Origin of the sequence: Bacteroides sp. 3_1_13, from assembly GCF_001185845.1 — a bacterium.
GTDB lineage: Bacteria > Bacteroidota > Bacteroidia > Bacteroidales > Bacteroidaceae > Bacteroides > Bacteroides xylanisolvens.
This window is the reverse complement of record NZ_KQ236955.1, coordinates 1-16,038: the sequence shown is the minus strand read 5'-3', so window position 1 is coordinate 16,038 and position 16,038 is coordinate 1. Positions and strand designations below refer to the sequence as shown.

8 protein-coding genes and 1 rRNA gene are annotated in these 16,038 nt (G+C 41.5%); 7 read left to right on the top strand and 2 right to left on the bottom strand.

Translation table 11 applies throughout. The features are described 5' to 3' along the window. Nucleotides 1-6 precede the first annotated feature (6 nt). The 5 genes from HMPREF9009_RS00055 to HMPREF9009_RS00035 all read left to right on the top strand — a co-directional run bounded on the left by HMPREF9009_RS00055 (nucleotide 7) and on the right by HMPREF9009_RS00035 (nucleotide 8,584). Nucleotides 7-1,005, top strand: a complete 999-nt coding sequence (locus HMPREF9009_RS00055) for a glycoside hydrolase family protein (protein WP_008026649.1) — start codon at nucleotides 7-9, stop codon at nucleotides 1,003-1,005. A gap of 26 nt (nucleotides 1,006-1,031) precedes the next feature. Next, a complete protein-coding gene (locus tag HMPREF9009_RS00050; RefSeq protein ID WP_049701090.1) occupies nucleotides 1,032-3,083 on the top strand; it encodes a SusF/SusE family outer membrane protein in 2,052 nt (683 codons plus the stop codon). Between the two features lie 124 nt (nucleotides 3,084-3,207). Next, nucleotides 3,208-5,319 (top strand): beta-galactosidase, encoded by a 2,112-nt coding sequence (locus tag HMPREF9009_RS00045; RefSeq protein ID WP_049701089.1) that lies wholly within the window; start codon nucleotides 3,208-3,210, stop codon nucleotides 5,317-5,319. Nucleotides 5,320-5,378: 59 nt separating this feature from the next. Then, entirely contained in the window at nucleotides 5,379-6,476 is a 1,098-nt protein-coding gene (locus tag HMPREF9009_RS00040; protein WP_049701088.1) for a cellulase family glycosylhydrolase, read from the top strand. A gap of 113 nt (nucleotides 6,477-6,589) precedes the next feature. Further along, complete coding sequence (locus HMPREF9009_RS00035) at nucleotides 6,590-8,584, top strand: glycoside hydrolase family 97 protein (RefSeq protein WP_049701087.1); 1,995 nt, start codon at nucleotides 6,590-6,592, stop codon at nucleotides 8,582-8,584. Nucleotides 8,585-8,820: 236 nt separating this feature from the next. On the opposite strand, the gene HMPREF9009_RS00030 is transcribed toward HMPREF9009_RS00035, so the two are convergent. Both HMPREF9009_RS00030 and HMPREF9009_RS00020 read right to left on the bottom strand, forming a co-directional pair. Beyond that, entirely contained in the window at nucleotides 8,821-10,029 is a 1,209-nt protein-coding gene (locus HMPREF9009_RS00030; RefSeq protein ID WP_008026640.1) for a hexokinase family protein, read from the bottom strand. 1,595 nt (nucleotides 10,030-11,624) lie between these two features. Next, nucleotides 11,625-12,698 carry an IS110 family RNA-guided transposase gene (locus tag HMPREF9009_RS00020; protein ID WP_008645115.1) on the bottom strand — a complete coding sequence of 358 codons (1,074 nt, stop codon included), beginning with the start codon at nucleotides 12,696-12,698 and terminating at the stop codon, nucleotides 11,625-11,627. A gap of 360 nt (nucleotides 12,699-13,058) precedes the next feature. On the opposite strand from HMPREF9009_RS00020, the gene HMPREF9009_RS00015 reads away from it, so the two are divergent. After that, nucleotides 13,059-13,406, top strand: a complete 348-nt coding sequence (locus HMPREF9009_RS00015; RefSeq protein ID WP_008645116.1) for a hypothetical protein — start codon at nucleotides 13,059-13,061, stop codon at nucleotides 13,404-13,406. 1,086 nt (nucleotides 13,407-14,492) lie between these two features. Continuing rightward, nucleotides 14,493-16,021, top strand: a 16S ribosomal RNA gene (locus HMPREF9009_RS00005). Nucleotides 16,022-16,038 lie beyond the last annotated feature (17 nt).

Genomic DNA, 16,038 nt, shown 5'->3' with positions numbered 1-16,038 from the left:
AAACGTATGAGTTACTATATAATTGGTCTATTATTGTCTTTAATGAGTTGGGCATGCTCGGATGATGTAGAAACAGGCAGAGAAGAAATTCCGGTAGAAACAGATGGCGGATATTTATTTGCTCACATGACGAATGCTAATTATGGAAAGCTGTATTATGCAGCTTCCCGGGATGGTGTAAATTGGGAGACGCTGAATAAAGGTCGGATAATCAATAGTGCTTACATTGGGCATCCAGATATTTGTCAGGGACATGATGGGGCTTTTTATATGATAGCAGTCAATCCGTTGGCTTTGTGGCGGTCGGAAGATTTGGTGACATGGACGTCTGCCCCGTTGGATGAAATGATTTTTAATCGTAGTAATGCGCAGGGATTTTATACTACTTATTATTGGGGAGCACCCAAGATGTTTTATGACAAGGACAGCGGACAATATATTATAAGCTGGCATGCCTGCAACGATCCGGATAAGGATGACTGGGACAGTATGCGTACTCTCTATGTGTTGACAAAAGATTTTGAGACGTATACAGAACCGCAGAAACTGTTCAACTTCACTGGTACAGATGAGAACATGGCTATTATTGATGCCATTATCCGGAAGGTAAACGGTGTTTATTATGCAATCTTGAAAGATGAACGCGATCCGGCTGTTGCTCCGGAAACCGGGAAAACAGTCCGTATTGCCACCTCTTCCAATCTGACCGGTCCTTACACCAATCCGGGAGCACCCGTCACTCCGAATGATATGATGCGCGAAGCACCTATTTTTATCGAACGGCCCAATCATAGCGGTTGGTTCATTTATGCGGAGTCTTATGCCGCCAAACCTTATGGCTATCATTTGTTTCAGTCGACCTCTATGGACGGACCGTGGAAAGAGCGTACCTTCTCCGGGCCTAATGTAAAGGATGGCACGGACAGACCGGGTGCACGACACGGCTGCATTGTGAAGGTGAACGAAACGGTTTATCAGGCTTTGTTGAAAGCATATAAAAAATAAATGTATAATCTTAATATGACTGTATTATGAAATATTATATATATACGATTTTTCTGCTTCTGTTGGCGGCATCCTGTAGCGATGACGTACAGAAATGGGATAATTGGCCGGAATGGAAACTTGCCTCTCCTCTTTCCGTAGGGGGGAATGTGTTGGATGAAGAAATTTACTCCAATTTTCAGGGGAAGAAGCTTCATTTGGAAAAGGGACAGGAAATCGAATTTTCGGGAACCGACGGTATAGAATCAATCCTCTCACCGGATTACTTTGAATACTTGTCCGGAAATAAAGCTCGTTTTAAAGGAGAGACAGGCGATTATAGTGTGCTTTATGATCCCGTTAATGAACTTCTGTATGTAGAAAAAGCCGGTGCAACTTATCCGGAAGGATTATGGTTCTGTGGTGCTAACTGGGGGCATCCTCAAGCGGGAGTGGTTACTACAAGTGGCTGGAGTATGGACGGAGCCAACAATGTGCTTTATTGTTATAAAAGTGCTGACAACGTTTTTCAGCTCACTGTATATCTGGCTAATAACTTCTCATTCAAGTTCTTCAAACATAGAGGTTGGGGAGAAGGTGATAATGAGATTACCACTTTACCGGAAGACAATATAACACTTACCACCCCATTCCTGGTTGCAGGAAAGAGTGGGGGAGATTTTATCCCTGGACCGCTGTTCCAACCCGGAGTATATCTTATTACGCTTGATTTGAATAATAATACTTGTGCTTTTGAAGCAAAAGATGAAAATATTCAGGAGCAAACCTTCCTTGTTAACGGGCATGAAATGGGTATATTAGAAGAGGCTTCGTCTTACCTGGGTATTGCTTTGGAACTTCATGAAGGCGATGAAGTGACTTTCGGCAATTTCGGTGATGTGAGAAAGATGCTTCAACCGGATTTCTTTGAAGATATAACAAAGGATAAAGCCACATTTATAGGGGCGGACGGAAACTATAAACTGTTTTACGATCCGGTAAACAAACTGATATATTTAGAAAATCGTTCAGTAAACTACCCGAATGGTTTATGGGTTTGCGGTTCTAATTTCGGACATCCTCAAGCCGGACGGGTGACTGTTGCCACATGGACCTTCAATTTGCCGAGTGATGCATTCCAGTGCGTGAAGATATCGGATAATGTTTTTGAAACAACTCTTTATCTGGTTAAAGATTTCCAGTTTAAATTCTATAAGCAACGTCCGTGGGGAGGTGAACTGGCTAGCACCACTGTTAATCCTTATCCTATAAATCTATTAGGTAAAGGCTGGTATTACAGTGATCCGGCAACAGGTGGTACTGGTGGCGGACATTTTACCGGTGATTTTGTAGCCGGACCGGATTTCACGCCGGGAGTATACCGTGTCCGGATAGATCTGAATAAGAATATATGTATGTTTATTGATAAGGTAGACGAAGGGCAGCTTGGAGAAGAATTTTATAAAATAAACGGTACAGAGCTGACTCAATCTAATGATCCCAATTATATCGGTGTAGAGTTGAATCTCACGAAAGGGCAGACTGTCGATTTTGAAGGTTTTAGTTATCTGGATTATATGCTTCAACCGGAATACTTTACGAATGAAAACGGCCAATACAAGTTTAATGCTCCGGATGGCAAGTATAAGATCTCCTATAATAAGAATAGGGAACTTATATATGTAGAGAAAACGACTGGTGCGGAATTCCCCGAAACTGTATGGATCACTGGGGCTACCTTCGGGCATCCTAGAATCAGCGGACTTCTTGCTGATGATATTGGAAATTGGGGATGGGAAAACCCGAAAGATTTTATCTGTTGTGTGAAGACCGGGGATCGTATTTTTGAAACCAATCTATTTTTAAACAATGACTTTATGTTCAGATTTTATAAGAAAAAAGGTTGGAATAATGAAATTACTTCGTTTGACGTGACTATTGTGTCTGAAGGTGATTTAATAGCCCGGGGCGGTTATTGGAACGGAGATCAATGGCAGGAAACAGAAAACTTCGGACCGGGAGCTAATTTCAGAGCCGGTATATATCATGTCAAGCTGGATATGAATACAAATACCTGCACGTTTACAAAGAAATACTAGTTATATTAGTATAGCATAACATAAAGAGGCCGGTTTTATACAAAACACGACCTCTTTATATAAATGGCTATGTGGTTTTCTCTTTTAGAAATGTCTTATTATATAGATTCTAAAAATAATATCCATGAAGAAATCTTTATTGGTTTTAGCTTTATTGTTTTCATTGGCAACCTTTTCCCAGTCTCCGGTCGATAAGTCTTTTCCTCCGGAAGAGTTGTTTGCTTTGGGTTCTTATTATTACCCCGAGCAATGGGATTCCTCCCAATGGGAACGTGATCTGAAGAAAATGTCGGAGATGGGGATCAAGTTCACCCATTTTGCGGAGTTCGCTTGGGCCATGATGGAGCCGGAAGAAGGAAAGTATGATTTTGAGTGGCTGGATCGTGCAGTCTCTTTGGCGGAGAAATATGGTTTGAAAGTAATCATGTGTACGCCTACTCCTACACCTCCTGCCTGGCTGTCGAAAAAGTCCCCCGATATATTGATTCAGCGGGATAATGGAGTTTCCATTCAGCACGGACGGCGTCAGCATGCTTCCTGGAGTAGCGACCGTTACCGTCGTTATGTAGAAAACATTGTTTCCCGTCTGGCAATTCGTTATGGCAATCACTCTGCTGTTATCGGCTGGCAGATTGACAATGAGCCGGGACACTACGGAGTAGTGGATTACAGTGAAAATGCACAACTAAAATTCCGCATCTGGCTACAAAAGAAATATGGAACTATCGACAAACTGAATGATACATGGGGAACCTCTTTCTGGAGTGAAACTTATCAGGACTTCGACCAAGTGCGTCTTCCCAGTCAGCAGGAAGTACCCGATAAGCCCAATCCTCATGCCATGCTCGATCTGAACCGTTTCATGGCCGACGAATTGGCGGGCTTTGTTAATATGCAGGCAGATATACTCCGGCAGCATATTAATAAAGACCAATGGATCACTACCAACCTGATTCCTGTTTTCAATCCGGTTGACCCGGTACGGATCGATCATACGGACTTTCTGACCTACACCCGCTATCTGGTGACCGGACATAATCAAGGAATAGGCAGCCAGGGCTTTCGAATGGGAATTCCCGAAGATCTCGGGTTTTCTAATGACCAGTTTCGTAACCGTGTAGGCAAAACATTCGGAGTGATGGAACTACAACCCGGTCAGGTGAACTGGGGAGTGTATAATCCACAACCCCTACCCGGCGCTGTGCGTATGTGGGTGTATCACGTTTTTGCAGGTGGCGGGAAGTTTGTGTGCAATTACCGTTTCCGTCAACCTCTGAAAGGCAGTGAACAATACCATTATGGCATGATAATGACCGACGGGGTGACTCTTTCTCCAGGTGGTGAAGAATATGTATGTATTGCGCAGGAGATGAAAAAGCTTCGTGCCGCCTACGATAAGAAAAACCGTATGCCCAAACAGCTGGCTTCCCGACGCATTGGACTGCTTTTCGATATGAACAACTATTGGGAAATGGAGTTCCAGCGTCAGACAGACCAGTGGTGGACGATGCCGCACATACATAAGTATTACAACCTGTTGAAGTCCTTTGCCGCTCCTGTCGATGTGATCTCGGAGAAGGAGGATTTTTCGGGTTATCCCTTCCTGATTGCGCCGGCTTATCAGTTGCTTGATAACAATTTGGTAGAACGTTGGACTGAATACGTGAAGAATGGAGGACATCTGATTCTGACCTGCCGTACCGGACAGAAAGACCGTAATGCCAAACTGTGGGAGGCTCCTTTAGCTGCTCCCATCCACCAACTGGCCGGAATAAACAGCTTGTACTATGACCATCTGCCTCACAGTCTCTACGGAAAAGTAGATTTCGGCGGTGAGGAATACGCCTGGAACAATTGGGCGGACGTACTAACTCCGGCTGCCGGAACAGATGTTTGGGCTGTGTATGCGGACCAGTTTTATAAGGGAGCTGCTTCTGTGATACACCGTAGGCTGGGTAAAGGAACGGTCACCTATATCGGAACGGATACCGATGACGGGAAGTTGGAGAAAGAAGTAGTACGTCGTGTATATGAGGAAGCCGGCGTACCGACTGAAGATTTACCATACGGAGTAGTGAAGGAATGGCGGGATGGTTTTTACATCGCTTTGAATTATACATCGGACATTCAGGAAATAGCCATTCCCGATGAGGCGGAGATATTGATCGGCAGTGCACGCCTCGAACCTGCAGGAGTAGTGGTGTGGAAGGAACAGTCAGACGACAGGCATAAATAATCAAATAAACGGGGATTAAAAGAACAAGAAATCTTTTATATTAATCAATTGAAAATAGCATGAAAAATAAATGGTGTGTTAATGTTGTGTTTTTATTCTTTTTAGTGGGGATATGTGTATGCGCTTGTACACAGGATTCTAATTCTTCAAACAACAGTCGTTGGACGGAAGAGAAGATACAAGAATGGTATGACAATCAGCCTTGGCTGGTAGGTTGCAATTATATTCCGGCAACGGCAATCAATCAGATAGAAATGTGGAGTGCGGATACTTTCGATCCTGAACAGATTGATAAAGAGCTATCATGGGCGCATGAACTGGGCTTTAATACCTTACGCGTATTCTTGAGCAGTGTCGTATGGCAAAATGATGCGGCAGGAATGAAGAAACGTATGGATGATTTTTTGAATATTTGCGGGCAATATTCAATCCGCCCTATGTTTGTGTTCTTTGATGATTGTTGGAATCCGGAGTCGGCTTATGGCAAGCAACCGGAACCGAAGACGGGTGTACATAATTCCGGCTGGGTGCAGGACCCTTCGTGTAGTTTGCGTAAAGACACACTGACGTTGTATCCTTTTCTACAAGAGTATGTAAAAGATATTGTCCGAACCTATGCTAACGATGACCGGATATTGATGTGGGATTTGTATAATGAACCCGGAAATAGTAAACACGAGGAAACTTCTTTGCCCTTATTGACGAATGTCTTTCGTTGGGTGCGCGATTGTAAACCGTCACAACCGATTACTGCCGGTGTATGGGACTATAATTCTCCCCGGAAGAATGTTCTGAATGCGTTTGTGTTGAATCATTCGGACATCATCTCTTATCATAATTACGATAATGAGGAACGGCATGGCGAATGTATCAAATTTCTGAAGATGCTTAACCGTCCGTTGATCTGTACCGAATATATGGCCCGTCGCAATGACAGCCGCTTTTGTAATGTTCTTCCTTTGATGAAAAAAGAAAAGGTAGGCGCCATCAATTGGGGATTTGTTGCAGGAAAGACAAATACTATTTTTGCCTGGGATGACGTCATTCCGTCGGGTGAAGAACCGGAATTATGGTTTCATGATATCTATCGTCCTACCGGAGTACCTTATCAGCAGGAAGAAGTCGATTGTATTCAATTCCTGACAGGAAAAAGATAGAATCACGTATTCTTTTTTATCTCTGTTTTTTAGTTTTCATATAGGTTGCTATACTATATTATTTTATTTTTGTATCGTTCTTCTATAATTTGATAACTACTATAATTAAAACCATGAAAAAACTGAAGATTTTATTATTCTTATGTATTGTTGCATGTACGCTTACGGTACAGGCGCAAAAACAATTTACTTTGAGCTCTCCGGATGGAAAGCTTCAAACGACGATTACCGTAGGTGATAAGCTGACTTATGACATCCACTGTAACGGACGGCAGATCCTTGCTCCTTCTCCAATTTCGATGACATTGGATAACGGAGAAGTCTGGGGAGAGAAAGCAAAGTTGTCCGGCACTTCCGGGAAAAAAGTAGATCAGATGATTCCTTCTCCTTTCTATCGTGCCAGTGAATTGAGAGACCACTATAATGAACTGACTCTTCGGTTTAAAAAAGACTGGAATGTAGAGTTCCGTGCGTACAATGATGGTATTGCTTACCGCTTTGTCAGCCGTGCGAAGAAGCCTTTCAACGTGGTAGATGAAACAGTAGATTATCATTTCCCATCCGATATGGTGGCTTCTGTGCCGTATGTAAAAGCTGGAAAGGACGGTGATTATGACTCTCAATATTTCAATTCCTTCGAAAATACTTATGCTACCGATCCATTGTCGAAGCTGAACAAAAAACGTTTGATGTTTTTGCCATTAGTCGTAGATGCCGGCGAAGGCGTTAAGATTTGTATCACAGAATCCGATCTGGAAAATTATCCCGGTCTCTATTTGTCTGCTGCTGAAGGAGACAACCGGTTGACGGGACGTTTCGCTCCATACCCCAAGAAGATGGTGCAAGGCGGACACAATCAACTTCAAATGTTGGTGAAAGAGCATGAAACTTACATTGCCAAAGTAGATAAACCCCGGAATTTCCCGTGGCGCATGAGCATTGTTACCACTTCCGATAAGGATTTGGCAGCAAGCAACTTGAGCTATTTATTGGCTGCCCCTTCCCGTTTGACGGATCTTTCATGGATCAAACCCGGCAAAGTAGCATGGGACTGGTGGAATGACTGGAATTTGGATGGCGTTGATTTTGTGACCGGAGTCAATAATCCGACTTATAAAGCCTACATTGATTTTGCTTCTGCAAACGGCATTGAGTATGTGATACTTGATGAAGGCTGGGCGGTAAATCTGCAAGCGGATTTGATGCAAGTGGTGAAAGAGATTAATCTGAAAGAATTGGTAGATTATGCAGCCTCCAAAAATGTAGGCATCATTCTTTGGGCCGGTTATTATGCTTTCGAGCGTGATATGGAGAACGTTTGCCGTCATTATGCCGACATGGGAGTAAAAGGTTTTAAGGTCGATTTTATGGATCGTGACGATCAGCTTATGACTGCGTTCAATTATCGGGCTGCCGAAATGTGTGCTAAATACAAACTGATCCTCGACTTGCACGGAACGCACAAACCGGCCGGTTTGAATCGTACTTACCCGAATGTATTGAACTTTGAAGGTGTCAATGGTCTGGAACAGATGAAATGGAGCCCAGCTTCGGTGGATCAGGTGAAGTATGACGTGATGATTCCTTTCACTCGTCAAGTATCCGGTCCGATGGACTACACTCAAGGAGCGATGCGCAATGCTTCGAAAGGTAACTATTATCCTTGCAATTCAGAACCGATGAGTCAGGGAACTCGTTGCCGTCAACTTGCTCTGTATGTTGTATTTGAATCTCCTTTCAATATGTTGTGTGATACGCCGAGCAACTATATGCGCGAACCGGAATCAACAGGATTTATTGCTGATGTTCCGACAGTGTGGGATGAAAGTATCGTGCTTGATGGTAAGATGGGAGAGTATATCGTAACAGCACGCCGGAGTGGAAATGTCTGGTATGTAGGTGGAATCACCGATTGGACGGCACGTGACATCGAAGTGGATTGCTCTTTCCTGGGTGGTAAGACGTATGACGCTACATTGTTTAAAGACGGAGCAAATGCTCACCGGATCGGGCGTGATTATAAATGTGAATCCATCCGGATAAAAAATGACAGTAAGTTGAAGATTCATTTGGCACCCGGAGGTGGTTTTGCTTTGAAGATTAAGTAAACAACCACTTTACACACTACATTGTATATTAAATCTTGAAATAGATTTGATATATCTGCAATAGGTTAGATAAGGGTGCGTGCAAATCTTTATAAACGAAGAATAACCCTCGTTACAACTATCTGTAGCGAGGGCTATTACATTAAAAAGAGAGTTCTGGCACATTCCTGTCAGATTCTTATAAGCAAGTCGATTGGGAGGATCACCCTGTAATGACGATGATAGGCAGGGAGGTGTCAGGATAAAGCCGCAATACCTGTCCCTATCAAATTGGCATTATTCATGCTTTTGATATCGACCTCTACATCTTCCAAACCAAACAAACTGAAAAGCTCCCGTAATTTTTCCATGACAATCATGTTATAGTTCTTGTCTTTTCTGTTCTTGCTCCAAAAAAGGCTACCTTCGGCAACCAGGCAAATTTTTCGTATATTCTTGTTGTATGACTTCAACAACATGATAAGCCCTGTCAGTGAAGCTGCAACTAACTGTGCTGATCTACTATATATCCACTGTGCTACTTCTACATACACCTCCTTATAAATATCGGGATAGTTCATAATAGAGGTGAGCTTTTGTGCATCAAACTTTTCTTCGAACTCCTCCAATGGGAAAGTGGCTTTTAGAATATCTCCCAGGTACATACCGGATACAGCTTTTTCGAAACGTTGTTTTCCCGGATTCCCGGAGATTCCATCTACTGTATTATCCACTGCAGTGAGGAACGGTGGGTGAAAATTTCCGGATTCCAGATTGACGGGAATCAATCCATCTACTTTATGTGACGGATTTAATTTTTTAATTTTGTCAGCCGGAATAAAAGTTGCCATATTGGTGCCTGTTCCTACAATCAGACCTATATACGCATCGTAACTACTGTCGGTAAGTCCGGCAAATAAACTGGCAACAGTGTCATTGAGCACTTTTATGTTCGTAAACTTGATTTTATTTCTTTCATTCAGATAGTCGAGTAAAGGTTTTCCAACAACTTCTCCGATCATCTCTTTTATATCAACTCCTTTGGTCCAACGTAGCAGTTTGGCATCTCCACCTGGGACGGACTCTGTCGGATAAGAAAAACAATATCCAATTGGCATCTCTTTTTCCCGTTTTATTCCGGTTATCATATCTGCCATTTCTTTGAACAACTCCTCTCGGGTATAACCGGGAGTTTTCATAATCGACATGTCCTTTTTCCAACCATTGTTAGGATGAATGGTGGGAGGCATTTTGCTGAAGTCAACGATTGCTACCCGGTAATTCGTTCCTCCCAAGTCGAGTACTAATGATTTGCCATTGATACCACTTGCTTTCGGAGTGATGAAAGTGGGAATGCATTGTATCTCTGCATTTTCAGTGTTCAAACCTTCTTCTACTTTCGCTTTAAATGAGCGAGCAATTTCTTTGAGCTGCTCATTATCTAACTGAAAAATATTTTTCTCCATGATATTATTTTTTATTGTATAGAATATGTTTATGTATGAATAACAACTGAAAAGGAATTTTGCTCGGTGGGTATACAGTATATGGCTCCGGCCGGATTTCTGGATTTATCTCTTTCTTTTTGCTCTTTTCCTTTTTGCTCTTTCTTAAAAAACGCAAAATTCAGGTTACTTACGCACACTTTCTCCTGTCGCCTATTTTTCACTTGCATTTCTCATATTCTCATTGTTTTTCGATAAACGAAAGATAATCAAATAGATATATTATGAGAAATACTTTTCAAAACGGCATTTCTCATAATATTACCAGCTTTTTATGCTGAAAATAGTGTATTTCTCATAGACTTTTTTTTTATTCTCATATTCCTTTTATGCATTTTCTCTATTTCTTGTTTTTTGTGGTCGTCATTCTGTTCCTCCCAGTCTTTTTCCGGACTGATTGTTATTCTTCCTTTTTTATATAAGTAACTTTTTATAAAGCAATTACCTTGCCTTACTTTACTGCTTTCCTGTATTAAGTTCTCCTTATCCCTTTATATTTTATCCTAATCATTGTTGTGTTTTGCTATAAGTATTTGTATCGTTTCACTGGAGTGGGCAGATCATTGCACTCTAGTGAACGGTACTGTCTACTCTAGTGCACAGACCTTTCCACTCTAGTGGAACGATATGGCTGCTTATACATAAATATGCTAATGTCTACTCTCTATACTCTGCATGTCCATTTTATAATCTATTATTTAAGTATTACCTGATTACATCTCTAGCTTGGCTTGACTTCATAATAGTCTGATGCTTCCTTTGCCTTGTAGTAGACTCTTTTTTTACTGAGTGTTTCGTTGCAGTCCATGCTAACTATTACGGTTTTGTCGAAGAATAACTTGAATACTCTGCAAAACAAGTAAAAAAGTATTTGGAATCGCTTGGAAAATCTATGAGAAATGTTTTTGAAAGTGATGAAAAGGTATGAGAAATACGTTGTTTTATGGATAAAACGCTGGTAATACTATGAGAAATGCCGTTTTGAATAGTATTTCTCATAGTGTTATGCATTTGATTTATATATAGTTATTGTATTTACTATGAGAATATGAGAAATGAAAATTGAAAATCGTTTGCAGGAACCTGCCCTGAGCGTTTTTATTTTGATACAATCAGGGCAAACGTCCGCCTGAGTTTAATTCATCAATACATTGCTTTAAGTCGTAAGGACAAATTAGTGGGGATTTGAAAGTTGCCAATATATAGCTATAATAATTTTATGTCTCATACCTATTTCTTTGTCAAAATTGTTTGTTTGCTAAATATAAATTGCTACTTTTGTCGTAGTTTACTTTCGAGCGATGAAGGTAACTTTTTAATATTTTTATTGAGAACGGTTATTTGTTGCATTCAATCATAAAAATCCGCTAATTTTTTACCAGTGAATGACAATGAGTGACAGGTCTCGCGCACCTTTGCATATATACTTTGTTATATACACAATTGGGCGTGGGACTATCACTTGTGTTCACTGGGGGTCTTAGCGGATACCTATGATTGGCATGAGCAGATAGTTTCCACGTATTCTATGCTAATATCCTAATCTCTTATTCCGTTTAACAATAAATTAACTTCTCGTTCTTTTTCCTTTCTATAACTTCTCGTTCTTCATAATATTTGTATGTATTTTGATCATATGGTACTTTCTTCCTGACTAATGCCACTATGATTCTTATGAGTTTGTTCTTGACATTATTTAAAGCCACTTGAGGCTTCTTTCCCTTACTAATCAGTCTTTGATAGTAATCTCTAATTTCGGGATTATATATTTTGGCTATATGAGCTGCTTGTCCTAATAATGATTTAATAAGTTTATTGGCGAAATGGCTTGTATGAGCAGGTGTATTTACACTCGTTCCGGATTGTTTACCAAAGGGGGCAACTCCATAATAGCATGCAATCTTTCTTGGGTCATATCCGAATTTTTTGAAGTTGTTTGTGTAGACCAACATACAGGTTGCGTTTTGCCTGGCTACGCCTTTTATTGAGGTTATAATAGCATAATTTTCTTTCAGTTCCTCATCCGCCTCTATTATGCTATCAATGGCCTTATCGCATTCGGCAATTGTTTTGTTTATCTCCGCAATAAGGTGTTTGCTCTTGCGGTTGATGAAGGATATTGCTTTTGACTTGTTTGATTGTGATTTGTCCTCTTTTCGTAATTCCATTGCCACTCTTTGCCCAACTAGCTTATGCCTATAGAGGAAAATCTCCCTTAGTTGCGCAAGGGATTCATTCAATGGTTCAAAGGGTACAACCTTGTCCTGTTGCCTCCATGCGTATTCAGCAATGATTGCTGAGTCCGCCTTATCGTTTTTCACACGCTGGATACCACTGCTATGTTTTATGGCGTAAGCGTTCTCAATCCATATGTCATAGCCTTTTCCGTAAAGCCATTTGCTCAGTCCTATACTACATGAACCTGTGTCTTCTCCACAGAATAGCCATTCCTCAGCAATTGTATTCCAAGCGTTTGTTTTAACCCAATTACATAACTTGCGGTAGCCCGTAGTGTTATTTGGGAAACACCCATACTCACGGGAGCCTATTTCGTTCATTCCACATGCGAGAATTATCGTCGCGTCAAGTTTCTCCTTTGAAAAATCAATTCCAATAAATAATTTTTTCATATTTTTGCTGTACTTTTCTAAGACTGGTAAAAGCTGTTTGAACTCTAAACTCTAAATAGGCTCGCAACCTTGATATTCTATCGGAGCTTTGCAGCTTGGCGGAGAGAGGCCGTTACGTGGGCTAGCCTCAAGTGCTTTCTCTTTTATGGTGTCCTCTTCCCGCCTATCAGTCTTTATCTTAATACAACAAAGATAATAAGACTGATATTTTCCTGATAAGATGCGGAGGTAATTATTCGTCTCGCTTGACTTTTTTAAAATAAATTTCCGACCTCTTATCTATTAACTGCAAACTTAGAGCTCTTTCTTTTTTATAAACCCTCGCACCATCGGGAACTGATGCGGTAAATAACGCAACCTATGTACGGAGACTTTAATCGCATTGTTGTTCAGCTGGTTCAGCATCCTGTCATGCACAAACCTCTCTCGGATTTAACCTATACGGAATGTGAACTGGCCTATGCTTTGATAAGAGAATTGATTGATTTGTCAACTGAAGGTGATTATACTTTATTGGACTATATCCAAATGGCTCGCCTGGAGTATTATCTGGGTGAGTTGTCTTGTAAGATCAACTGTAGTAGGGAGGAAACTGCCCTTCATTATGCGGGCGCTCTTCATCTATTAGAAAAAGGCGGCTTTGATTTGGGCATAAAGAAGTGGGTTGAACTTGTCAGCCTGCGGATCGAGAATCCTAAAAAAGAATGATATTCTGATTTTGTATATAGAATCTGATCGGTATACTCAGTATTTATCCGGCATATCTATATGGAATAGTCAACCGTTAGACTGCTTAGAACAAGTATTCTAACGGTTGACAATAAATTCTCTTGCTTTTATAATATTTTTCTATATATCCTGTTAATTACTCTATTAGTCATGCCCAATTAACCATTCCAATTAATCCATCCTCTTTAATAATCCTCTTTAATCCATCCCCTTTAATAATCTCCTTTTGTAATGTCCCTTTGTGGTATATCCCTAGTATTCTTTTTACATTTCGTTCTTTTTCTTGTTTTCCTTCTATATCATCTTCTTGTCTCTTTCTTCCTGTTGTCTTTTTCTCAGCTGTAATTCGACTGTAATTTTGTTATTTCTTTCTTCTGCATCTTTTTCTCTCTTGCGTTCGCCTACGCGCCCGCGTGTGATATAATAATGTGTCTCATGTGTACCGTTTCCGCCCCCAATCCACTCATGATAAAAAAATATGTTCTACAACATCATTATCCTTCAGCACTTTAGCCGATTCTTTCAAAAAAACTTAGAAAAAAGAGTTTAATATATTTGGATTGTATACTAAAAGGGCGTACTTTTGCACCCGCTTTCCAAGAGAAGAAAGCCTTGCAGAATTGACATAGTGAAAAAGCGAAATTGTGCTTAAAGAAAAGAACAAAAAAACTTCCGAAAAGTTTTGGAGGATAATAAATAAAGTTCTTATCTTTGCAGCCCGATTCGCAAAGAAAACGGCCTTTGTTTTTTCTTTTATACATTCTTTCCCTTTCGCATAGAGAGCCTGAGAAATGAGTAAAAAGAAAAAATGAAAAAAAACTTCCGAAAAAGTTTGGTAGTTAAAAATAAAGCCTTTACCTTTGCACCCGCTTTTAAAACGAAAGCAGCAAGTTCTTTGAAATATTGATAAACAATACAAGTAGTACAAGTAAAAAATAGAACCGTCAATACTTGTCCGAGAGAGTAGCGATACGATTGAAGATAATAGGTATTTGAATAAGGTCAATAAATTACGGCGTCCTGAACAGAGCAAAAAATCATCTTAACAGATGAAAAGATACTTTTACAATGAAGAGTTTGATCCTGGCTCAGGATGAACGCTAGCTACAGGCTTAACACATGCAAGTCGAGGGGCAGCATTTTAGTTTGCTTGCAAACTAAAGATGGCGACCGGCGCACGGGTGAGTAACACGTATCCAACCTGCCGATAACTCGGGGATAGCCTTTCGAAAGAAAGATTAATATCCGATGGTATATTAAAACCGCATGGTTTTACTATTAAAGAATTTCGGTTATCGATGGGGATGCGTTCCATTAGTTTGTTGGCGGGGTAACGGCCCACCAAGACTACGATGGATAGGGGTTCTGAGAGGAAGGTCCCCCACATTGGAACTGAGACACGGTCCAAACTCCTACGGGAGGCAGCAGTGAGGAATATTGGTCAATGGACGAGAGTCTGAACCAGCCAAGTAGCGTGAAGGATGACTGCCCTATGGGTTGTAAACTTCTTTTATATGGGAATAAAGTATTCCACGTGTGGGATTTTGTATGTACCATATGAATAAGGATCGGCTAACTCCGTGCCAGCAGCCGCGGTAATACGGAGGATCCGAGCGTTATCCGGATTTATTGGGTTTAAAGGGAGCGTAGGTGGATTGTTAAGTCAGTTGTGAAAGTTTGCGGCTCAACCGTAAAATTGCAGTTGAAACTGGCAGTCTTGAGTACAGTAGAGGTGGGCGGAATTCGTGGTGTAGCGGTGAAATGCTTAGATATCACGAAGAACTCCGATTGCGAAGGCAGCTCACTAGACTGCAACTGACACTGATGCTCGAAAGTGTGGGTATCAAACAGGATTAGATACCCTGGTAGTCCACACAGTAAACGATGAATACTCGCTGTTTGCGATATACAGTAAGCGGCCAAGCGAAAGCATTAAGTATTCCACCTGGGGAGTACGCCGGCAACGGTGAAACTCAAAGGAATTGACGGGGGCCCGCACAAGCGGAGGAACATGTGGTTTAATTCGATGATACGCGAGGAACCTTACCCGGGCTTAAATTGCATTTGAATAATCTGGAAACAGGTTAGCCGCAAGGCAAATGTGAAGGTGCTGCATGGTTGTCGTCAGCTCGTGCCGTGAGGTGTCGGCTTAAGTGCCATAACGAGCGCAACCCTTATCTTTAGTTACTAACAGGTCATGCTGAGGACTCTAGAGAGACTGCCGTCGTAAGATGTGAGGAAGGTGGGGATGACGTCAAATCAGCACGGCCCTTACGTCCGGGGCTACACACGTGTTACAATGGGGGGTACAGAAGGCAGCTACCTGGTGACAGGATGCTAATCCCAAAAACCTCTCTCAGTTCGGATCGAAGTCTGCAACCCGACTTCGTGAAGCTGGATTCGCTAGTAATCGCGCATCAGCCATGGCGCGGTGAATACGTTCCCGGGCCTTGTACACACCGCCCGTCAAGCCATGAAAGCCGGGGGTACCTGAAGTACGTAACCGCAAGGAGCGTCCTAGGGTAAAACTGGTAATTGGGGCTAAGTCGTAACAAGGTAGCCGTACCGGAAGGTGCGGCTGGAACACCTCCTTTCTGGAGCGATGTCGTAA